The sequence below is a fragment of the Phenylobacterium sp. genome (assembly GCF_004799515.1).
Taxonomy (GTDB): domain Bacteria; phylum Pseudomonadota; class Alphaproteobacteria; order Caulobacterales; family Caulobacteraceae; genus Phenylobacterium.
In genome coordinates this window covers 17,639-38,186 of sequence record NZ_SSMX01000019.1, presented here as the reverse complement: position 1 = coordinate 38,186, position 20,548 = coordinate 17,639, and the positions used below count along the sequence as shown (strand labels likewise).

Sequence of the window (20,548 nt, the reverse complement as noted above, 5' to 3'; positions counted from 1 at the left end):
ATGGACGTTCATCCGGGGTCTCCCGGTTAGAGGTTGGAGCTTCGCAACCCCACTCTCTCAACCCGATCCCGGGTGAACAACCTTCGTAGCTTCGACACCTAGGCCGTGGGCTCATAGTCCGATCGCGGCCAGGCGACGCGGGCGAGCTGTCGCACAAAGGGCCGGTTGAACACTGGAGAGCGCCTTGTGGATTGGACCCATGGCGCTCAAACGGATGGACAACGTCGGGATCGTCGAGGACCTCGAAGGGACGATCGAATTCTTGTCCGAACCCGGCCCCGAGCTCGAAGGGCGAGCCGCCATCGACCGCGAATGGGCCGGACGTGTCACGGGGCTGGGCGACCAGCACGTCGAGATCGCCGTGATGCGCACGCCGGACGGCCACGGCCGGGTCGAGCTCTCCCGCTTCCTCAGGCCGCCCGCCGTTTCGGATCACCGCAACGCCCCAGTGAACGCCCTGGGCTATCTCCGCGTCATGTTCGCCGTGGACGACATCGACGAGACGCTTAAGAGGCTCCGCAAGCGCGGCGCCCAACTCGTCGTCGAAGTCGTCCAGTACAAGGACGCCCACCGGCTCTGCTACATCCGCGGGCCCGAAGGGCTGCTCATCGGACTCGCCCAGGAACTCGGCTGAGCGTCGGGCTTAGGCGTCCGGCCGCGCGTAGGGCTCGCCGTCGCTGGACAAGAGGACCGCCAGCGGCCGGGTCGCCTCGAACTCGGCGAAGATGGCCAGGGCGACCACCGTCAGCGGGGTCGAGAGCAGCGCCCCCACCACGCCCCACAGCGCGCCCCACAACGCCAGGGCCAGCAAGACCACGATCGGATCGAGGTTGAGGCTGCGACCCTGCAGACGCGGCTGCAGCACATGGCTGACCGCGAAGTGGATGGCCTCCAGGCCCGCGATCAGGACTATGGCCTGCCAGAGTTCGCCGAACTCCACCACGCCGAAGGTGGCCGGGAACAGGACGCCCACGGCCGCGCCGATGGCCGGGATGTAGTTGGTCATGAAGATGATCACGCACCAGAACGGCACGTGCGACAGGCCCAGCGCCGTCATCAGCACCGCCGAAAGCGCGGCGATCACCACGCCCACCAGGGTCTGCACCCAGACATAGCGCTCGACGCCCACCCGGATGCGCTCGAACACCCGGCCCGCCTCCTCGCGCTCGCCGTCGGTGCGGAAGAACTTCGCCGCCTTGACGCCGAAGCTGGCGCGGGAGGCCACCAGGAAGCCCAGGTAAATCAGCGCGAAGACCGCGCCCTCGCCGAAGCTGCCGAGCGCCTTGGCGGCGTCGCCGGCGAAGCGGGCGGGGTTCAGCTGATGCAGCAGGCTGGTCACCGTGGGCGTCGCCGAGACGCCGAGCTGCTGGGCGCCCAGCAGCAGCAGCGCGTTCAACCGCGCCTCGTAGACCGGCGTCCGCGTGGCGAAGTCGGCGATGTTCTGCGAGGTCAGCCAGATGGTCAGCCCCAGGCTGCCGACAATCACCGCGAGCGCGATGGGAACGCTGCTCCAGGCCGGCAGACGCGGCGCGCGCCGGGCGATCCCGCGCGCCAGGCCGTCGACCATGATCAAGAGGAAGACCGCCAGCACGAAGGGCTCGAGGATCCGGCGCAACGCCCAGAGCGCGCCGCCCGCCAGGATGACCGCGATGACGATATTGGTCAGCTTCAGCACGCGCATCTGGTCGATCCCCTGGCCGCCTTCTTCGACGCTCCCGCGGCCGCGGCCCCGCAGGCCGGTCTGGCGCGCCATTCCTATTTCCGATGCGAGGTGATGCGGAACACCTCGCCGCTCCCAGGGTCCCGCACCGCGGTTTCGAGCGACAGGCCGTCCGCCGAGATCCTGTAGGTGCGTTCGTTGACCGGCTTGCCGTGCGACAGCACCGTCTCGACGCGGGTGCGGGCATCGGGCTTGGTCACGGTGATGGTCAGGCCGGTCTGCTTCACGCCCAGCAGCGGCGCGGGCGGCCCGCCATAGGCGGCGGTGTAGCGGCCATAGCGGAAATTGCTGCGGCTGAAGGCGGCTTCCGTGTCCTTCAGATCGATCGACCTGTAGGCCTCGGGGACCTCGACGTAGCGGACCCCCAGCCAGGACCCGGACACCGGATGGCTCCCGGGCGGTGTGGGCGCCACCCGGCGCGCCAGGTATTCGGTCCTCAGCGGCGCCTTCACGCCCGGCCATCGGTCCAGGGCGACGTAGGTGGCGGTCTTGTCGTCGGGGGCGACGGTCATGGTCGTCTCGCGGACCATGTCGGTCTCGACGATGCGGGTGACGATGGCCCGCGGCCCGGCGACCCTCACCGACTCCGAGATGACCGAGGCGTCGCCGGGCACCGGACGCGGATGGCCGTCGGCGGGATAGGCCCGGGGCGGCTCGCAGCTGTCGCAGCGGTAGGCGCCGTCCTTCACCAGGTAGACGTCGGCGTGGTCGGCGGCGATCTGGCTCTTCAGATCGTCGACCCAATGGCCGTCGAACGGGCTGGCCGCCTGGGCGGCGCCCGCGCCGGCCGTCAGCATCGCCGCGAGGATCGCCGTGCGCATGGGGTCCTCTCCGAAGGCGCTCAGGCCGCGCGGATGCCGCTGGTCATCTGGGTCATGCCGACCACGGCGTCGAAACCCAGGATCATGTCCACCCGCTCGCCGTCCGAGGCCAGCGGCAGGCGCAGCCACAGGATCGACAGGTGCGAGGCGCCGCGCCAGGCCAGGCTGTGGACGCCCACCGCCGGGCGCCTGTCGCTGACCACCTTGCCGAGTTCGACGCGCCAGTAGTCGGCGGCCGAGCTGTTGTAGATCTCAGGCAGCCGCTTGCCGGTGATCTCGCGGCCGTAGACGCCGTAGAGGCCGGTGCCGGCCAGCCGCACGCGGAATTCCGGCGGCCCGCCGTCGCGGGCGTCGTGGCGCACGTCGATCAGGCTGACGGTGGGCAAGAGGCGCTTGATGCCGGCGGGGTCGAGATGACGCCGGCCAGGCAGCCGGGCGCCCTCGCGCAAAGACGTCCAGTAGGCGAAGAGCTCCTCGTGCGCGCGTACTGCCGCGCCCGGGGCCCCGACCTGCGCCGCCATGTGCAGATGCCCTAACAAGCAGTTGGATTCACAACGAATCAACTATCGCCGATCAAGCGAATCGGCGGCAAGCGGAAAAGGGTTAACAAGGCGCGATTTCGGCGCGAGTGCGGCGGAATTCAGCCGGTGCGGGTGACCGGCGAGGTCCAGTTCTGCGGGTCGATGCGCTGGGGTCCCTGCACCGTGTGCCCGTTCTCGCTCGGCAGGCACAGCATGTTCACCGACCCCACACCCGGGAACAGGTTCACGGCGTTGCCGCGGAAGTTCTCGGGATGGAACAGCGGCGGGGTGTGCCAGTAGAGGTCGTAGCCCAGGCCGGCGACCAGGGAGATCAGCTCCTGCTGGCCCGTCGGCCGATCGTTCTCAAGATAGAGAACGGGGCGGAACCTCGCGATGGTCTGGGCCGCGCCGCGGATCACCTGGGCCTCGAAGCCCTCCACGTCGACCTTGATAAGGTGGCAGGCGGGCAGGTCCAGGCTGTCCAGGGCCCGCACGCGCACCCGCGTTCCCGGCGCCGCCGGCCCCTCGACGTCCGCCGCCACCGAGACGCCGCCGAAATTCCCGCCGGCGGCGTAGTCGACGGACGGCAGGCGCACCAGGCCCTCGGCCTCGCCGCAGGCTTCCGGAAAGGCGACGGCGTTGGTGATCCCGTTGAGCACGAGGTTGGCGCAGAGGATCTGGAACACGCGCTGCTGCGGCTCGAACAGATAGAGCGGGCCCGGCGCGCAGGCGCGGGCGAGCGCGACCGAGTGGGCCCCGATGTTGGCGCCGGCCTCCACCACCACCATGCCCGGCTTCACCAGCTGGCCCAGCAGCATCCATTCTACGTGGCTGAACTCGCCATAGGCCTCCAGCGAGGCGGTGACGTAGCGGTCGCCGGCCAGGGCAAGCATCGGGCCGTGGCGGGTCTGCAGGGTCTTCGTGTCGGGGGCCGTCATCGGCCCCTCTTGGACCGAGTTCACCGCCCATCTCAAACGAAAACGCCCGCCGGAGCCGGCGGGCGTTCGCGTGATCCTGCCGTCCGGCCTCTCCCCAGAGCCGGCGCGAGCGGGCCTTAGCGCTTCTTGCGCGGCGCCTGACGGCCGCCTTGGCCCAGGCCCATCTGCTTGGCCAGGTCCGAGCGCGCCTTGGCGTAGTTCGGCGCGACCATCGGATAGTCCTTCGGCAGGCCCCACTTGGCGCGGTATTCCTCGGGGCTCATGTTGTACTTGGTGCGCAGGTGCCGCTTCAGCGACTTGAACTTGCGGCCGTCCTCCAGGCAGACCAGGAAGTCCGGCGTGATCGAGCGGCGGATCGGCACCGCCGGCTCCTTCGGCGCGACTTCGGCGGTCTCGGTTCCCGTCGAGATGCCGGTCAGCGCCCGGTGGACACTCTGGATCAGCGACGGCAGATCGGCGGCCGTGACGGCATTGTTACCCACATAGGCCGACACAATGTCCGCCGTCATTTCTATGACTTCCGACTTCTCATCCATTTCTAGTTTTCCTGAAGAACCGCGCCGTCCCCGGGCGCTGAAGTGACTCGCGAACAAGTAGCGGCCTCATTATAGGCTCTTTTTCCGACAGACAAGCACTGAAATAGAGGTGTTTTCATTCGCAGATCATGAAATCGCAGATTGAGGGATTCGCCGGGATTAGAAGAGACCGTTCCGCTCAGTAAGCTCGCGGACCCTCTACCTGAGGACGTGACGCCGCGCTTCGGCCCCTGGCCCGGCTCAGGAGAATTCCGGCGCCTGCCAGTGCGGCCAGATGTTGGGCAGATCGCTCGAAACCTTGTCCGGGAAGGCCGCCGCGCGTTTTTCCAGGAACGAAGTTACGCCTTCGCGCGCATCGCCGGACCCGCCGCGGGCCTGGATGCCGCGGCTGTCGGCGCGGTGGGCGTCCATGGGATGGGCCGCGCCGGCCATGCGCCAGATCAGCTGGCGGGTGAGCGCCACCGAGACCGGGGCGGCGTTGTCGACGATCTCCCGGGCCAGGGCCCGGGCGGCGGGCAGCAGGTCTTCCGGGGCGTGCAGCGAACGCACCAGGCCGCGCTCCTGCGCCTCGGCGGCGGGGAAGATGCGGCCGGTGTAGCACCACTCCAGCGCCGTCTGGACGCCCACCAGGTGCGGCAGGAACCAGGACGACGCGGCCTCCGGGTTCAGCCCGCGCCGGGCGAAGACGAAGCCGTAGCGCGCCTCGGTCGACGCCAGCCGGATGTCCATGGCGAGCTGCATGGTCGCGCCGACGCCCACCGCCGCCCCGTTCACCGCCGCGATCACCGGCTTCAGGCTCTCGAAGATGCGCAGGGTCAAAAGGCCGCCGCCGTCGCGCTGCGCCCCGTCGCGGGTGCGCGCCGCCATGGCTTCGCCGCCGCGGGCCTCGTAGTCGAAGGTCTGGGCGCCGCCGGACAGGTCGGCCCCCGCGCAGAACGCCCGTCCCGCGCCGGTGACGATCACCGCCCGCACCGCGTCGTCCCGGTCCGTCTCGTCGAACACCGCGATCAGGTCGTTCATCATCCGCGTGTTGAAGGCGTTCAGCTTCTCCGGCCGGTTCAGCGTCACAGTCGCGACGCCATCCTCCACGGCGTAGGTGATGGTCTCGAACTCGGGCGCGGCCATGAGATCCTCCTGGTGTTCCGCGAGGACGGCGGCCCCGCTTGACGGACCCTAGGTCTAGGCCCGCAATAGCGCCTGAACAAAGATAAGTTGGCGCGGCCGTCCCGGGCGGCGAGCGCCTTCGGGAGCGAGACCATGCATCCGGCGCACCACGCCAAGACCCATGCCGACAAGGCCGCCTACATCATGGCCTATTCCGGGGAGACGGTGACCTACGGCGAACTCGACGCCCGCTCCAACCAGGGGGCGCACCTCTTCCGGTCCCTGGGCCTGCAGGCGGGCGACTCCATCGCCCTCTTCATCGACAACCACCCGCGTTACTACGAGATCCTGTGGGCGGCGCAGCGGTCTGGCCTGCGCTTCACCTGCCTGTCCTCGAAACTCACCGCCGGCGAGGTCGAGTACATCGTAGGGGACTGCGAGGCGAAGGCGTTCATCGCCTCGGCCGCCCTGTCGGAGGTCGCCCTGCAGGCGGCCCCGCTGATCCCCGGCGTGGCGCTGTTCATGGTCGGCGGCGAGACCGAGGCCTACGCCAGCTTCGAGGCGGCCCGCGCGCCCATGCCGGCGACGCCCATCGCCGACGAGAGCGCCGGGCGCGCCATGCTCTATTCCTCCGGCACCACCGGCCGGCCCAAGGGCGTCAAGCGCATGGGCGAGGCGAGCTCGGCCATCGACGCGCCCAACCCCCTGGCCCAGCTCGGCCAGGCGCTCTACGGCTGGACGCCGGACACGGTCTATCTGTCGCCGGCCCCGCTCTATCACGCCGCCCCGCTGGGCTGGTCGATGGCGGTGCAGAGCCTGGGCGGCACGGTGATCCTGATGGAGCGCTTCGACCCCGAGGACGCCCTGCGTTTCATCGAACAGTACAAGGTGACTTCCGCCCAGTGGGTGCCGACCCACTTCGTCCGCATGCTGAAGCTGCCGGAGGCGGCGCGCACCCGCTACGACCTGTCGTCGCTGAAGGCGGTGTTCCACGCCGCCGCGCCCTGCCCGGTTCCGGTCAAGGAGCAGATGATCGCCTGGTGGGGCCCGATCGTGCACGAATACTACGCCGGCACCGAGGGCAACGGCTTCTGCATCATCAATTCGCAGGACTGGCTGGCCCACAAGGGCTCGGTAGGCCGCGGCCTGATGGCCCAGGTGAAGATCTGCGACGACGAGGGCGAGGCCCTGCCGCCGCGTACGGAGGGCCTGGTGTTCTTCGAGGGCGGCGGCCAGTTCGAGTACCACGGCGACCCGGCCAAGACCGCCGAGAGCCGCAACAAGCACGGCTGGACAACGCTGGGCGACGTGGGCTGGCTGGACGAGGAGGGCTTCCTCTACCTCACCGACCGCAAGAGCTTCATGATCATCTCCGGCGGTGTGAACATCTATCCACAGGAGCTCGAGAACGTGCTGATCGGCCACCCGAAGGTCGCCGACGCCGCGGTGGTCGGCGCCCCGGACGAGGAGATGGGCGAGAAGGTCGTGGCCGTCATCCAGCCCCTCGACTGGGCCGACGCGGGCGAGCCCCTGCGGGCCGAACTGATGGCCTACGCCCGCCAGCACCTGAGCCATGTGAAGAGCCCCCGCGTCATCGACTTCATGGCCGAGCTGCCGCGCCATCCGACCGGCAAGCTCTACAAGCGCCTGATCCGCGACGCCTATTGGGGCAAGGAAGGCTCGCGCATCGTCTAGGGCGTGCGAACGTTTCGCCCAGGGTGGAAAGCGGTCTTTGCGCCTTGCGGGTCGGCCCCTAAAGTTCCCGCAAGGCGAGTGGATGGAAGCTATGAGCGACGCTGTCGGCCCTGGCGATCTGGTTCTCTGCGTCAACGCGGCCCCCAACCATGTCACGGGACGGCCGGTGCCCCTCCAGGCCGGGGAAACCTACCGCGTCATCGCGGTCATGGAATTTGCCTGCCCGTGCGGACGGTCCGACGCTTTGCTCGACGTGGGCGTTGACTTCGCGTGGTGCCAGACGCGTTTCCGACTGTTGCCGAAGCCCAAGGCGCAGGCCAGGACGCGCCGGGTTTCGGCGCCCAAGGAGAAGGAAACCATTCGCTGAACAGCCGGCAAACGGCCGGTCAGTCCTGGGCCGGCCCGATGGCGCGGGGCAGCTCGCGCACCTCGATGACGCCGCCGGCCTCGTAGACCGGATTGCCGGCCAAGAGCGCCTGGGCGGCGGCCATGTCGTCGACTTCGATCCGCAGGTAGCCCACGATGTCGTGGCTGATCGGCGGCGCGTGGCCCTCCTTCTTCACACTCACGCCGCGCCCGATGGCCGAGCCGCCGCGCAACACGCCCTTGGCGTTCAGCTCCCCGACATAGGCCTCCCAAGCCGCGGGGTCGGCGGGTTCGGCCTCGTGCATCAGGTAGATGAAGTCGGCCATCGGCGGCTCCCATGCGGCTTGCCCAAGCGCTGCGGGATGCTAGACCCCATTCCAGCTAAACCAAGCAAGAGGAAGCGATCGATGAACCCGGTAGAGATCAAGGACCTGCCCGGCCTGGTGGGCACGGAGGTGGGCGTTTCGGACTGGGTCCTGATCGACCAGGACCGGGTCAACAAGTTCGCCGACGCCACCGGCGACCACCAGTGGATCCACGTCGACGTGGAGCGCGCCACCCGCGAGATCGGCGGCCCGATCGCCCACGGCTACCTGACGCTGTCGCTCATCCCGTTCCTGGGCGAGGGCATGCTGCCCGTGAAGGGCGTCACCCGCGGCATCAACTACGGCTCCGACAAGGTTCGTTTCACCAACATGGTGCGCGTCGGCAAGCGCGTGCGCATGCGCCAGAAGCTGATCGGCGCCGAGCCCAAGTCCGGCGGCATGCAGCTGAAGAACGAATGCACCATCGAGATCGAAGGCGAGGACAAGCCCGCCTGCATCGCCGAGACGATTTCCATCGTCTACGGGGGATGATGCGAAATTGCTCCCCCGCTGGGGGAGCTGTCAGCAAGGCTGGCTGAGGGGGTCCTCCACGAGCCAGGGGTGCCCCCCTCCGGCGCTTCGCGCCACCTCCCCGACAGGGGAGGAATTCATTCCGGCTGAGCGGCTTCTTCGGCGGAGGCGGCCTTGGCGCCGGAGATGGTGGCCTCGCTGGCCACCTCGGTCACCGGGGCGCCCGGGTCCTTGATCAGCGCGATGGTCTCGCGGATGAAGCGGGCGTTGGTGACGATGCCGATGTCCAGCCGCTCGCTGTTCAGCTCGACCTGCTGGGTGAGCAGGCCCGCGATGAACTCCACGTCCTGGCCGCCCTGGCCCTTGTCGTCCACCGCGTGGCGCGAAGGGCCGCTCATGAACACCGGGCCGCCGGAGTTGCCGGGGAAGACCGAGAAGTCGAGCAGGAAGGTCGGGAAGATCTTGGCCGGCGCGATGGGATAGGACGCCACGCGTCCGGCGCGCAGGATCGGGAAGCCGGCCGGGTTGGCCGCCAGGCCGCGCGGGAAGCCGAGCGTCATCATCTGGTCGCCGGCGCCCACCGCATATTTCGAGAAGGTGTCGTCGGCCGCGAGGTAGTCCTCCGGGATCGCCGCCTTGGCGAAGGCCGGCGGGGCGGTGATGGCGATGGCCGCCACGTCGCGCGACGGATGATGCGTCCAGAGCGCATGGCCCTGGGCGTCACGGATCTTCAGGGTCTGCGGCGAGTAGTTCCAGCTGCCGTCCGGATTGGCGAAGCGATAGCCGATGCGCGCATTCTGGTTCGGCATCTTGTCGAACACGTGGTTGGCGGTGACCAGGATGGTGTGCGGCTTGCCGTCCGCGGTGGTCTCGGTGATCAGGAAGCCGGTGCCGACCGTGCGGGTGCCGTCGCCCAGGGGCTGCTCAAGCTGGACGGTGGCCTGCATCATCTGGGCGGACAGGTCCATGACCATGCGCGGATCCCCGTATCTCTAGATGCCGTTCGCGTTCTAAGTAGACGCGATACCGATGACCGCAGAGTGAATCTGAAGCGGCTTTTTATGCAAGGCGCCAAGGCGTCGCGCCTTGACTGCAATGGACAGGCGCCCGGTCGGGCGGCATCTAGCGACCATGACCGTTCGCCAATCACCTTCCCACACAAAAACGCCTCCCGTCGCCCCCAAAAGGCCCCATCGGATCGAACAGCTGGGCCGCGTCCGCGTCGACGACTACGCCTGGATGAAGGACGAGAACTGGCAGCGGGTGCTGCGCGACCCCAAGACCCTGCGCGCCGACGTCCGCGAGCACCTGGAGGCGGAGAACGCCTACGCCAAGGCCCTGCTCGCGCCCACCGAAGCCCTGCAGGCCGAGATGTTCGGTGAGATGAAGGGCCGCATCAAGGAGGACGACTCGTCGGTCCCCAAGCCGGACGGCCCCTGGGACTACTACGTCCGCTACGACCTGGGCGCCCAGCACCCGATCCACGCGCGCCGGCCGAAGGGCCAGGCCGACGGCGAGCAGGTGCTGCTGGACGAGGAGGCGCAGGCTTTGGGCAAGGCCTTCTTCCAGGTGGGCGCGGCGCACCACAGCCCCGACCACGCCCTCTACGCCTGGGCCGCGGACGAGCAAGGCTCGGAGTACTACACTATCCGCGTCACCGACTTGGCGAGCGGGGAGGCGCTCGGGACGTCGATCGAGAGCGCCTACGGCTCGCTGGCCTTCTCGCCGGACAGCCAGTGGCTGTTCTGGGTCTGGCGCGACGAGAACGCCCGCCCGGCCAAGGTCTTCCGCCGCCCGGCGCGCGGGGGCGGCGACGTGCTGGTGTACGAGGAAGCCGACGACGGCATGTTCCTGGGCCTCGGCGTCACCTCCGACGACAGCCATATCGTCATCGGCGTCGGCAACCAGGAGACCACCGAGTCCTGGCTGATCCCCGCCGCCAATCCCACCGCCGCCCCCGTGGTCGCCGAGCCGCGGCAGGTGGGGGTGAAGTACACCCTAGACCACTGGACCGACCGCTGGGTGATCAACACCAACGCCGACGGGGCGGTGGACTTCAAGCTGATGGTCAGCACGGCCGAGGCGCCCGCCAAGGCCAACTGGCGGGAATGGATCGCCCACCAGCCCGGCCGCTACATAACCGGCTTCCAGGCGCTCGCCGGCCATCTGGTGCGCGCTGAGCGGGTCAATGCGCTGGACCGGCTGGTGGTCACCGCCCGGGACGGCGCCGAGCACGAGATCGCCTTCGACGAGCAGGCCTACGCCCTCGATCTCGACGGCGGCTATGAGTACGCGACCACGCTCACCCGCTTCGTCTACCAGTCGCCGACCACGCCCCGGCAGACCTACGACTACGACGTCGCCACCCGCGCGCGGACCCTGCGCAAGACCCAGGAGATCCCCTCGGGCCACGACCCCGCGCGCTATGTGGCGCGCCGGCTCTACGCCACGGCGCCGGACGGCGCGCAGGTCCCGATCACCGTCCTGATGCTGAAGGACACGCCCCTCGACGGCTCGGCGCCCCTGCTGCTCTACGGCTACGGCGCCTACGGCATCGCCATGGAGCCCAGTTTCTCGATCCGCAACCTCAGCCTGGTGGACCGCGGCTGGATCTGGGCCACGGCCCACATCCGCGGCGGCTCGGACAAGGGCTGGGGCTGGTTCCTGGACGGGCGCAAGGAGAAGAAGCCCAACACCTTCACCGACTTCATCGCCTGCGCCGAGCACTTGGCGGATGCGGGCTATGGGACCCGGGGCCGGATCGCGGCCTACGGCGGCTCGGCCGGCGGCATGCTGATGGGCGCCATCGCCAACCTGCGCCCCGACCTCTGGGGCGCGATCATCGGGGCCGTGCCGTTCGTCGACGTGCTGAACACCATGAGCGACACCACCCTGCCGCTCACCCCGCCGGAGTGGCCCGAGTGGGGCAACCCGCTGGAGGACCCCGCCGCCTACGACCTGATCGCTGGCTACAGCCCCTATGACTGTGTCTCGGCCCAGGCCTATCCGCCGGTGCTGGCCACCGGCGGCCTCTCCGACCCGCGCGTCACCTACTGGGAGCCCGCCAAGTGGATCGCCAAGCTGCGCGAGTTCCAGGCGGGCGATGCGCCCATGCTGCTGAAGATCAACATGGAGGCCGGCCACGGCGGCGCGTCGGGCCGATTCGACTTCCTGAAGGAGATCGCCCTCGATTACGCCTTCGCTGTCTGGGCGCTGGAGAAAGGCTGGGAGCAGGCATGATCATCCGTCCCGCGACAGAGGCCGACGCTCAGGCCCTGGCCGACATCTACGGCGATGCGGTGCTGCACGGCTTCGGCACGTTCGAGGAGGCGCCGCCTGGGCCCGCCGACATGGACGCGCGCCGCCGGACCATCCAGGAGCAGGGCCTGCCCTACCTGGTTGCCGAGGTTGACGGCCAGGTGCTGGGCTTCGCCTATGCCGGACCGTTCCGGCCGCGAGCGGCCTACCGCTACACCCTGGAGGACAGCGTCTATGTCTCACCCGCCGCCAAGGGCCAGGGCGTCGGCCGCGCGGTGCTGTCGGCGGTGATCGCCGCCTGCGAGGCCCTGGGCGTGCGCCAGCTGATGGCGGTGATCGGCGACAGCGGCAATGCCGGCTCCATCGGCCTGCACCGCGCGCTGGGCTTCGAGCAGACCGGGATCGGCCGCAGCGTCGGTTTCAAGCACGGCCGCTGGGTCGACATCGTCCACATGCAGAAGCCGCTGAACGGCGGCGACGGACGCCTGCCCGACGGCGGCGGCGTCACGCTCACCGGCCACTAGGGCCGGCCACTGAAGCCCATTTCCTACTAAAAGTTTAGTTGACGAGCGCGCCGCGCCGGGAGATCAACTCCGAACGATTTAGGAGATCCCGCGTGGCCACATCCCCCCGCAGCAGCCGGACGAACGGCGTCCTGACGCCGCTGGAGCTGGAGATCATGCAGGTGCTGTGGGACGCAGGTCCCGCCACCGTCAGCGCGGTGCAGGAAAAGCTGGGCGGCGACCTCGCCTACACCACCGTCCAGACCATGCTGAACGTGCTGCTGCGCAAGAAGAAGGTGCGCCGCGCCCAGGAGGGCCGCGCCTTCTCCTACCAGGCCGCGGTCAGCCGCGACGGCGCCACCAAGGCCGCGCTCAGCGACCTGGTCGCGCGGATGTTCGGCGGCTCGCCCGAGGCGCTCTTGATGGCGCTGGTCAACACCCAGCAGGTGACCGCCGAGCAGATCGAACGGGCCTCGCGCCTGCTGAACGACCCTGAGGGCGGTGGGCGGGACGAAGAGGAGCCGAAGGCATGATCCAGCACGCGCTCGCCGCCTATCTGATCAACGCGGCCTGGCAGGCGCCGGTCGCCGCCCTGGCCGCCGCCCTCGTCGCGCGCTTCGCGGGCCTGTCGCCCAAGGGCCGTCACCGGGTGTGGCTGGCCTTCCTGATCGCCGCGGTCCTCCTGCCCGCGGTGTCGCTGGAAGGCGTCCTGCCGCGCGCCACGCCGACGGTGGCCCGGGTCGCGCCCAACGCTGTCGTCGAGGCGCCGCTGGCCGCCGCGTCGCCGCCGGCCGCCGCCGCCCAGCCCGCGTTCAGCCTCGCGCCCTGGGCGGTGTGGCTGATGGCCGGCCTCTGCGCCGCCACAGCGGTCGTCCTGATCGCACGCCTCGCCGCCGCCAGCCTCGCCGCGCGTCGGCTGGTCCGCGAGGCCACGCCGGCGTCCCTGCCCGCCGAAGCGCGGCAGGCGGTGGAGGACCTGGCCCGCGCCCACGGCCGCGCCGTCCCGCCGGTCCTGGCCTCCGCCGCCGTGGCCAGCCCCGCGGTGGTCGGCGCCCTCAGGCCCGTGATCCTGTTGCCCAGCGACCTGGATGTCGGCGTGGACGCCCTGCGCGCGGCCCTGCTGCACGAGATGGCCCATGTGCTGCGCCGCGACTATGCGGTGAACCTGGCCTGCGAGGTCCTGACCCTGCCGCTCTCCTGGCATCCGGCCCTGCTCGGCCTCAAGGCCGGGGTGCGCCGCAGCCGCGAACTCGCCTGCGACGCCATCGCCGCCTCGGCCATGGCCTCGCAGAAGACCTACGCCCAATGCCTGCTGTCGCTGGCCCAGACCCTGGGCGCCGGCGGCCAAACCCAAACGGCTTGCGGGGGCTCAACCCAAGCTGCGCTCGCGGTCGGCCTGTTCGGCCGAAGCGACCTGGAGGACCGACTGATGCATCTGATGACGCCCAAGGACGCCGAGGGCCCCTTCGTCCGCGCCGCCCGCGCCTGTGGCCTGGCCGCGGTTGGCGCGAGCCTCTTGGGTTCCGCGGCCCTGCTGCACGTGACTCCCGTCTTCGCCCAGCCTGCGCCGGCGCAAGCCGTCCCGCCGGCCGCCGCCTCGCCCACCGTCCCGTCCCAGCCCGCGACGCCCGCCACCCTCGCCGCCGACCAGGCGCAGCATGACGCCGCCAAGCCGGGCCTGCGGCCGCATCGCGGCGGGATCATCTTCAACGACCAGGGTGTGACCCCCGAGGTCGGCGACACCGGCCACCAGCACAGCTGGACGGCCGCCAGCGGCAAGACCATGACCGTCGTCGACGACAGCGACGCCGAGCCCACCGCCGAACAGAAGACCCACTGGGAAGCCGTCGCCCACGACGCCGAGGCCAGGGCCGACGCGGCCCAGAAGCTGGTCAACTCGCCCGAGTTCAAGGCCAGGATCGAGAAGGCCAAGGCCGAGGCAGCCAAGGCCCAGGCGATGATAAGCTCGCCCGAGTTCAAGGCGAGGATCGCCAAGGCGCAGGCCGACGGCCGCGCCGCCGAGGCCATGGTCAATTCGCCGGAGTTCAAGGCCCGGATCGCCAAGGCGGCGTCCGAGGCGGCCCAGGCGCAGAAGCTCGTCGACTCGCCCGAGTTCAAGGCCCAGATCGCGCGGGCGACCGCCCAGGCCCAGGCGGCTCAGGCCATGGTCAATTCGCCGGCGTTCAAGGCCCAGATCGCCGCGGCCAAGACCGCCGGCGAGGAGGTGCGCAAATACATCGACTCGGCCGAGTTCCGGGCGGAGATGGCCCAGGCCCGCGCCGAAGGGCAGGCTGCCCGCGACGAGATGCGGCGCGAGCGGAACGAGGAGATGCGGGAACGGCGGCAAGAGGAGAGCGGCGGCCCCTCGACAACGCCGACGCCGTAGCCGACAACGGCGGCCCCATGCCGATGCGCCGCCGCGAGAGTCTGTTCCTGATCGCCGCCGCGTTCGCGGGCCTCGCCGCCCAGCGCCCGCCGCCGGTCCCGCGTGGCGGGCCGGCGCTCTGGCGGATCGAGCGCAACCGGGCGCAGGGTTACATCCTCGGCGTCGGCGACGTGAAGGACGCCACCTGGCTGACGCCCAGGATCAGCTCGGCCCTCGACCACACCCTGGAGCTCTGGCTGGAGACGGCGCAGCCCGATCCTACCGTGCGCCCCACGAACCTGCAGCAGCGCACCAGCCTGCAGCTCGAGAAGTCCCTGGGCTACGAGGACGACCACGACCTGTTCGAGGCCCTGGGCCCGGAGCTCTCGGCCCGCGTCCTGGCCGCCGCGGAGCGCCTGGGCGTGGCCCGCGCCGACCTGCGGACCGCCCGCGCCTGGATGGCCGCCACCCTCCTGGAGCGGGCCTATTGGGCCAAGCGGGCCGAGGCCGGCGCGGGCCTCGACGAGACGCCCAGCGCGGTGCTGGCCGGCCTGGCGCGCGCGAACCGCAAGCCGGTCCACGCCGCCATCGCCTCGGGCGACGACCTGACGCGCCGCCTGGCCGGCATGGCGCCAGACGTGCAGCGCGAGCGGCTGGCCTTCCTGCTCGACGACTTCGACGACGCCCGGGCGGGGGACTCCGACCGCTACGCCTGGACCACGGGCCACGCCTCGTCCGCGGCGCTGGAGCGGATGCGCACGCGCTATCCGCAGCTCTACCAGCTGGAGCACATCGAAGGCGGGCTGGACTGGGCGCACCGCATCGACGGCCTGGTCTCGCGCGGCGGGGTCTATGTCTTCGCCGTCGACGTCGAGCGCACGCTGGGTCCCGACAACCTGCTCGACAAGCTGCGCGACCACGGCTTCCTGCCCGAGCCGGTCTAGGGGGCCGGTCCAAGGGGCCTCAAAGTCCGTTTTTGCAGGGGGAAACGTCCTGTCGGCGCTCCGCGGACCGACGGATGATGCGCCGCCACGCGCGTCCGCGTGGGAACCGGAGCCCGCCATGACCCACGCCTCCCGCCGTCACGTCCTGCAAGGCGCCCTCTTCGGCGCCGCCTGCGCCTGCGCCGGCGCGCGGATCGCCTTCGCCGCCGACGCCCCGCCGACCTCGCCGTCCGGCAAATGGACCTGCCCGCCCTGCGGCTGTTCCAACGACGGCAAGCTGTTCGACGCGCCCGGCGTCTGCTCTGCCCCCGACTGCGGCATGGACCTGATCCCCGCGCCGTCCGCCCAGCCGAAGCCCGCGCCTGGCGCGCCCAAGGCCGACGCCGCCAGCGCCAGCGCCGGCGGCGGCTTCATGGCGGCCTCGGACCGGGCGCCGATGTCAGCTTCGGGAAGGACTGGCTGGGGAACTAGGACTCGAACCTAGAATGACGGTACCAAAAACCGCAGTGTTACCATTACACCATTCCCCAGCAGGAATGGCCGCGAGCCCTGCCCGCGGGGAGGCGTCGAGATAGCGCAGGAGCCCCCCGGATGCAACGTCTCGCAAGTGTCGCATCCGGACGTCCCCAAGGCCGCCTTGCGGGGCTCCAACCCCTCCTCTATAAGGCGCCCTCCAAAGTCGGAGTGTGGCTCAGTCTGGTAGAGCACCGCGTTCGGGACGCGGGGGTCGCAGGTTCAAATCCTGCCACTCCGACCATTCTTCCCGCCGCCGGCCCGGCGGACACCATCCCCCAGCATTAAGCGCGGAAATTCCGCCCGTTAGCGCCGGATCGCGGCTCCGCGACAGCCGGTTTCGCGGCCGCGCACCCTCACGCCGCCGCGAAATAAAGTTCGGACCCGCCGGACGAAAGGCGCCGCCCCGCGTTGAGGCGTCAGAGATTGTTCAACCTGCCGACCGGGGACCCATAAGATGGCCAAATCCAAGGACGCGCCGGCGCGCGCGCCGAAGTCCGCTTCCAAGACCGGCAAGACCTCCGCCGCGAAGGCGCTGACCGCGACCCGGCCCGCCGGCGGCGAGACCCACCAGACCGCCACCGCGGCCGACGACCGCATCACCACCAATCACGGCGTTCCGGTCAGCGACAACCAGAACTCGCTGAAGGCCGGCCCGCGCGGCCCCTCTCTGCTCGAGGACTTCGTCCTGCGCGAGAAGATCCAGCACTTCGACCATGAGCGCATCCCGGAGCGGATCGTCCACGCCCGCGGCTCGGCGGCCCATGGCTACTTCGAGCTGACCAAGTCGCTGGCCCGCTACACCCGCGCCAAGGTGCTGACCGAGGTCGGCCGCCGGACCGAGGTCTTCGCCCGCTTCTCCACCGTCGCCGGCGGCGCAGGCTCGGTGGACACCCCGCGCGACGTGCGCGGCTTCGCGGTCAAACTCTATACCCGCGAGGGCAACTGGGACCTGGTCGGCAACAACATCCCGGTCTTCTTCATCCAGGACGCCATCAAGTTCCCCGACCTGATCCACGCGGTGAAGATGGAGGCCGACCGCGGCTATCCGCAGGCGGCCAGCGCGCACGACACCTTCTGGGACTTCATCGGCCTGATGCCGGAGGCCACCCACATGATCATGTGGGCGATGTCCGACCGCGCCATCCCGCGGTCCTTGCGGATGATGGAGGGCTTCGGGGTCAACACCTTCCGCCTGCTGAACGACAATGACGAAGCCACCTTCGTCAAATTCCACTGGCGGCCGAAGCTCGGCACGCAATCCACGTGCTGGGATGAGGCGGTGAAGATCGCCGGCGCCGATCCGGACTTCCACCGCCGCGACCTGCACGAGGCCATCGCCTCCGGCGCCTTCCCGGAATGGGAGTTCGGCGTCCAGGCGTTGAGCCAGGCTGAGGCCGATGCGCTCCCCTTCGACATCCTCGACGCGACCAAGCTGATCCCGGAGGAGCTGCATCCGATCGAGTTCGTCGGGCGCATGGTGCTGGACCGCAACCCGGACAACTTCTTCGCCGAGACCGAGCAGGCCGCCTTCCTGCCCACCAACATGCCGCCGGGCATCGACGTCTCGGAAGACCCGCTGCTGCAGGGCCGGCTGTTCTCCTATCAGGACACCCAGCTGTCGCGGCTGGGCACGGTCAACTTCCACCAGATTCCGATCAACCAGGCCAAGGGCTGTCCCTTCCAGAACTTCCAGCGCGACGGCCACATGCAGACCCACCTGCCGCAGGGCCGGGCCAACTACGAGCCCAACAGCCTGGACGAGGCGGGAGAGATCGAGGGGCCGCGCGAGGATCCGAAGGGCGGCTTCCGCACCGCGCCGGTGGCGGTCGAAGGGGCCAAGGTCCGCCTGCGCGCCGAGAGCTTCGCCGACCACTACAGCCAGGCGCGCCTCTTCTACCGCTCCCAGACCGAGATCGAGCAGGCGCACCTGGCCAGCGCCCTGGTCTTCGAGCTCTCGAAGTGCAGCTTCGACCACGTCCGCGCGAGGGTGCTGGGCAACCTGCAGAACGTCGACGCCGACCTCGCCCAGCGCGTGGCCGCCGGCCTCAATGTTCCCCTGCCGCCCAAGAACGCCGCCGCCGCCACGCCGCAGGACCTGGAGCTGTCGCCGGCCCTGCGGATCGTCGGCAAATATCCCGAGACCCTGATGGGCCGCGCGGTGGGTATCCTGGTCACCGACGGCGCCGATGGGGCTGTGGTGAAGGCGGTCCGCAAGGCCGCCGAGGCCGAGGGCGCCACCGTCAAGATCGTGGCCCCCAAGGTGGGCGGCGTCACCCTGAAGGGCGGCAAAACCCTGGCGGCCGATGGCCAGCTCGCCGGGACCCCGTCGGTGGTCTTCGACGCCGTGGCCCTGGTCATCTCCGCCGACGGCTGCGCCCAGCTGATGAACGACAGCGCCGGCGTCGACTTCGTCCACAACGCCTTCGTGCACCTGAAGGCCATCGGCTTCACGGCCGCGGCCCAGCCGCTGCTGGACAAGGCGGGCGTGGTCGCCGACGCGGGCGTCGTGGACCTGGCGGCCAAGGACGGCAGCGGGGCCGAGGCCTTCCTGCCGCCGGCGCGGACGCGGCAATGGGCGCGCGAGCCCAGCGTCCGCATGCTGGCCTAGCGGCTCCGGACATGGAGCCATGCGATGCGGTGGTCGTCGGCGCCGGTCCCGCCGGGCTGACGGCCGCCATCTACCTGGCGCGCTTCCGCCGCCGGGTGCTGGTGCTGGGCGCCGGCCCCTCGCGGGCGAGCTGGATTCCGGAGAGCCACAACACCCCGGGCTTTCCCCACGGGGTTGGCGGCACCGACCTCCTCGCGCGCCTCACCGAGCAGGCCCACGCGTTCGGCGTGCACATCCGCGAGGCCCTGGTCAGGACCCTGACGCCCGCCGCCGAGGGCTTCGAGATCTCCACCGGGGCTCGCACGATCCGGGCGCCGGCAGTGCTGCTGGCCACCGGCGTGCGCGACCGCATGCCGGAGCTGCCGGGGATCGAGGCGGCGGTGTGCCGCAGCGTCGTGCGGATGTGCCCGATCTGCGACGCCTATGAAGCCACCGGCAAGCGCATCGCCGTCCTCGGCGACGGCGGTCTCGCCCAGCGCGAGGCGGCATTCCTGCGGACCTATTCGGACGACGTCACGGTGATCGGGAGCGGCGACGGACGCCTGAGCTTCGACACGGCCGCCGTCCGCTGGACCCCGTCCGGCGACGCGGCGCCCCAGGTCTTCGACCACCTCTACCTGGCCCTGGGCTGCGAACCGCAGACGGAACTCGCGGTCCGCTGCGGCGCACGGTGCGACGACAGCGGGAACCTGACCGTCGACCCCCATCAGATGACCTCGGTCGAGGGTCTCTACGCGGCCGGCGACGTCGTGCGCGGCCTGAACCAGATCTCCGTGGCCACCGGCGAAGCCGCCATCGCCGCCACAGCCATGCACAACCGTTTGCGCGGCCAGGCCCCGTAGCGGCGGCCGCGCCTGGTCGCGGAACCAGATCGCCGCCGGCGGCTTTCAAGCTCGACCATATCCCGCGGCGACGCCGCGACATCGGCTTGAGGGCCCCACACCATGAAAATCCGCCTGTCCGCCGCCGTGGGTCTCTTGGCCGCCGCGGCCCTGCTCGGCGCGTGTTCGAAGCACAACGGCGACGGCTCGGTGCAGAAGGCGACGGGCCATCTGGAGTCGGCGGCGGGCGACCTGACCGGCAGCGACAAGCTGAAGCACGACGGCAAGAAGGACGAGGTCGAAGGCGGCGTGAAGAACGTCGTCGGCGACGTGAAGGACACCTTCCACGACGCGACCAAATCGCACTGAGCCCCACCCAGGGCTGGCTCCGATCCAACCAGGAGGTCCGCGTGGACATCACCCAACTCATCCTCGACGACCACCATGAGCAGCGCCGGCTGTTCGCGATCCTCGACCAGATCGACGATGGCGACGTCGCGAGCCTGGCCGCGGTCTGGGGCCGTCTGGCGACCTTCCTGGAGGTCCACGCCGAAGCCGAGGAAAAGCTCTTCTACCCGGCCCTCCTGAAGCTCGGCGAGGGCGCGGGCGGCAAGGCCAGCGCGGCGTCGGAGACCAAGGACGCGATCAAGGACCACAACGAGATCCGCGACGCTGTCGCCGCGGTCGCAGGCCATCGGGTCGGCACGGCGGCCTGGCGCGAGGCGGTCTCCGACGCCAACGAGGCGAACGGCGATCATATGGCGGAGGAGGAGCGCGAGGGCCTCACGGACTTCCGCCGCCAGGCGTCCCTCAAGGTGCGTCACGACCTCGCCGTCCGGTTCGCGGCCTTCGAGGCCGAGCACGTCACCGGGGTGAAGCCCGTCGACAAGGACCCGAAGGCCTACATCGCCGAGCACAGCTAGGTTCCCGAACGACCGCGAAGGCGCTCCGTTCGACTTTGCACCTGTAATTTCGCAAGCCGTGTTTCAGGACCGG

Annotated in this window: 22 protein-coding genes and 2 tRNA genes; 15 read left to right on the top strand and 9 right to left on the bottom strand. The window is 70.0% G+C overall.

Features of this window, described 5'->3' with window-relative positions; translation table 11 throughout:
- The first annotated feature begins 199 nt into the window (after positions 1 to 199).
- Positions 200 to 634, top strand: a complete 435-nt coding sequence (locus E8A49_RS07500) for a VOC family protein (RefSeq protein WP_293378419.1) — start codon at positions 200 to 202, stop codon at positions 632 to 634.
- A 9-nt stretch (positions 635 to 643) separates the two neighbouring features.
- On the opposite strand, the gene E8A49_RS07495 is transcribed toward E8A49_RS07500, so the two are convergent.
- The 6 genes from E8A49_RS07495 to E8A49_RS07470 all read right to left on the bottom strand — a co-directional run bounded on the left by E8A49_RS07495 (position 644) and on the right by E8A49_RS07470 (position 5,661).
- On the bottom strand, positions 644 to 1,753 hold the full coding sequence (locus tag E8A49_RS07495; RefSeq protein ID WP_293378416.1) for an AI-2E family transporter: 1,110 nt from the start codon (positions 1,751 to 1,753) through the stop codon (positions 644 to 646).
- A 2-nt stretch (positions 1,754 to 1,755) separates the two neighbouring features.
- On the bottom strand, positions 1,756 to 2,541 hold the full coding sequence (locus E8A49_RS07490) for a hypothetical protein (RefSeq protein WP_293378413.1): 786 nt from the start codon (positions 2,539 to 2,541) through the stop codon (positions 1,756 to 1,758).
- A gap of 20 nt (positions 2,542 to 2,561) precedes the next feature.
- A complete protein-coding gene (locus E8A49_RS07485; protein WP_293378422.1) occupies positions 2,562 to 3,062 on the bottom strand; it encodes a PAS domain-containing protein in 501 nt (166 codons plus the stop codon).
- A gap of 119 nt (positions 3,063 to 3,181) precedes the next feature.
- Positions 3,182 to 4,000 (bottom strand): FkbM family methyltransferase, encoded by an 819-nt coding sequence (locus E8A49_RS07480; protein ID WP_293378410.1) that lies wholly within the window; start codon positions 3,998 to 4,000, stop codon positions 3,182 to 3,184.
- 116 nt (positions 4,001 to 4,116) lie between these two features.
- Positions 4,117 to 4,536 (bottom strand): MucR family transcriptional regulator, encoded by a 420-nt coding sequence (locus E8A49_RS07475; RefSeq protein ID WP_293378407.1) that lies wholly within the window; start codon positions 4,534 to 4,536, stop codon positions 4,117 to 4,119.
- A 240-nt stretch (positions 4,537 to 4,776) separates the two neighbouring features.
- Positions 4,777 to 5,661 carry a crotonase/enoyl-CoA hydratase family protein gene (locus E8A49_RS07470; RefSeq protein WP_293378405.1) on the bottom strand — a complete coding sequence of 295 codons (885 nt, stop codon included), beginning with the start codon at positions 5,659 to 5,661 and terminating at the stop codon, positions 4,777 to 4,779.
- Positions 5,662 to 5,793: 132 nt separating this feature from the next.
- Between E8A49_RS07470 and E8A49_RS07465 the strand changes: the two genes are divergently transcribed.
- A complete protein-coding gene (locus E8A49_RS07465) occupies positions 5,794 to 7,335 on the top strand; it encodes an acyl-CoA synthetase (RefSeq protein ID WP_293378402.1) in 1,542 nt (513 codons plus the stop codon).
- 91 nt (positions 7,336 to 7,426) lie between these two features.
- Complete coding sequence (locus E8A49_RS07460) at positions 7,427 to 7,702, top strand: hypothetical protein (protein ID WP_293378400.1); 276 nt, start codon at positions 7,427 to 7,429, stop codon at positions 7,700 to 7,702.
- 19 nt (positions 7,703 to 7,721) lie between these two features.
- Here the strand turns inward: E8A49_RS07460 and E8A49_RS07455 are convergent, their stop codons facing one another.
- Entirely contained in the window at positions 7,722 to 8,027 is a 306-nt protein-coding gene (locus E8A49_RS07455; RefSeq protein WP_293378397.1) for a hypothetical protein, read from the bottom strand.
- An 81-nt stretch (positions 8,028 to 8,108) separates the two neighbouring features.
- Between E8A49_RS07455 and E8A49_RS07450 the strand changes: the two genes are divergently transcribed.
- On the top strand, positions 8,109 to 8,558 hold the full coding sequence (locus E8A49_RS07450; protein ID WP_293378394.1) for a MaoC family dehydratase: 450 nt from the start codon (positions 8,109 to 8,111) through the stop codon (positions 8,556 to 8,558).
- A gap of 116 nt (positions 8,559 to 8,674) precedes the next feature.
- Here the strand turns inward: E8A49_RS07450 and E8A49_RS07445 are convergent, their stop codons facing one another.
- Positions 8,675 to 9,511, bottom strand: coding sequence for a trypsin-like peptidase domain-containing protein (locus tag E8A49_RS07445; RefSeq protein WP_293378391.1), 837 nt, complete (start codon positions 9,509 to 9,511; stop codon positions 8,675 to 8,677).
- 157 nt (positions 9,512 to 9,668) lie between these two features.
- Between E8A49_RS07445 and E8A49_RS07440 the strand changes: the two genes are divergently transcribed.
- The 6 genes from E8A49_RS07440 (at position 9,669) to E8A49_RS07415 (ending at position 16,091) form a co-directional block, all read left to right on the top strand.
- Positions 9,669 to 11,777, top strand: coding sequence for a S9 family peptidase (locus E8A49_RS07440; RefSeq protein WP_293378388.1), 2,109 nt, complete (start codon positions 9,669 to 9,671; stop codon positions 11,775 to 11,777).
- The gene (locus E8A49_RS07435; RefSeq protein WP_293378385.1) at positions 11,774 to 12,319 is read left to right on the top strand and encodes a GNAT family N-acetyltransferase; all 546 of its coding nucleotides are present in this window, start codon (positions 11,774 to 11,776) and stop codon (positions 12,317 to 12,319) included. Before E8A49_RS07440 ends, E8A49_RS07435 begins: the two co-directional genes overlap by 4 nt.
- Positions 12,320 to 12,411: 92 nt before the next feature.
- Positions 12,412 to 12,831, top strand: coding sequence for a BlaI/MecI/CopY family transcriptional regulator (locus E8A49_RS07430; RefSeq protein WP_293378382.1), 420 nt, complete (start codon positions 12,412 to 12,414; stop codon positions 12,829 to 12,831).
- Positions 12,828 to 14,684, top strand: a complete 1,857-nt coding sequence (locus E8A49_RS07425; RefSeq protein ID WP_293378379.1) for a M56 family metallopeptidase — start codon at positions 12,828 to 12,830, stop codon at positions 14,682 to 14,684. The genes E8A49_RS07430 and E8A49_RS07425 overlap by 4 nt, the downstream gene beginning before the upstream one ends.
- A gap of 17 nt (positions 14,685 to 14,701) precedes the next feature.
- On the top strand, positions 14,702 to 15,607 hold the full coding sequence (locus tag E8A49_RS07420; protein ID WP_293378376.1) for a TraB/GumN family protein: 906 nt from the start codon (positions 14,702 to 14,704) through the stop codon (positions 15,605 to 15,607).
- 118 nt (positions 15,608 to 15,725) lie between these two features.
- Positions 15,726 to 16,091 carry a heavy metal-binding domain-containing protein gene (locus E8A49_RS07415; protein ID WP_293378374.1) on the top strand — a complete coding sequence of 122 codons (366 nt, stop codon included), beginning with the start codon at positions 15,726 to 15,728 and terminating at the stop codon, positions 16,089 to 16,091.
- On the opposite strand, the gene E8A49_RS07410 is transcribed toward E8A49_RS07415, so the two are convergent.
- Positions 16,064 to 16,137 (bottom strand) — tRNA-Gln (locus E8A49_RS07410). The two genes, E8A49_RS07415 and E8A49_RS07410, sit on opposite strands and share 28 nt — an antisense overlap.
- A 150-nt stretch (positions 16,138 to 16,287) precedes the next feature.
- On the opposite strand from E8A49_RS07410, the gene E8A49_RS07405 reads away from it, so the two are divergent.
- The 5 genes from E8A49_RS07405 to E8A49_RS07385 all read left to right on the top strand — a co-directional run bounded on the left by E8A49_RS07405 (position 16,288) and on the right by E8A49_RS07385 (position 20,475).
- Positions 16,288 to 16,364, top strand: a tRNA-Pro gene (locus E8A49_RS07405).
- A 213-nt stretch (positions 16,365 to 16,577) separates the two neighbouring features.
- Complete coding sequence (locus E8A49_RS07400; RefSeq protein ID WP_293378371.1) at positions 16,578 to 18,731, top strand: catalase; 2,154 nt, start codon at positions 16,578 to 16,580, stop codon at positions 18,729 to 18,731.
- An 11-nt stretch (positions 18,732 to 18,742) separates the two neighbouring features.
- Positions 18,743 to 19,573, top strand: coding sequence for an NAD(P)/FAD-dependent oxidoreductase (locus E8A49_RS07395; protein WP_293378368.1), 831 nt, complete (start codon positions 18,743 to 18,745; stop codon positions 19,571 to 19,573).
- Positions 19,574 to 19,675: 102 nt separating this feature from the next.
- Positions 19,676 to 19,921, top strand: coding sequence for a CsbD family protein (locus E8A49_RS07390; RefSeq protein ID WP_293378365.1), 246 nt, complete (start codon positions 19,676 to 19,678; stop codon positions 19,919 to 19,921).
- 41 nt (positions 19,922 to 19,962) lie between these two features.
- A complete protein-coding gene (locus E8A49_RS07385; RefSeq protein WP_293378362.1) occupies positions 19,963 to 20,475 on the top strand; it encodes a hemerythrin domain-containing protein in 513 nt (170 codons plus the stop codon).
- Positions 20,476 to 20,548: the final 73 nt, after the last annotated feature.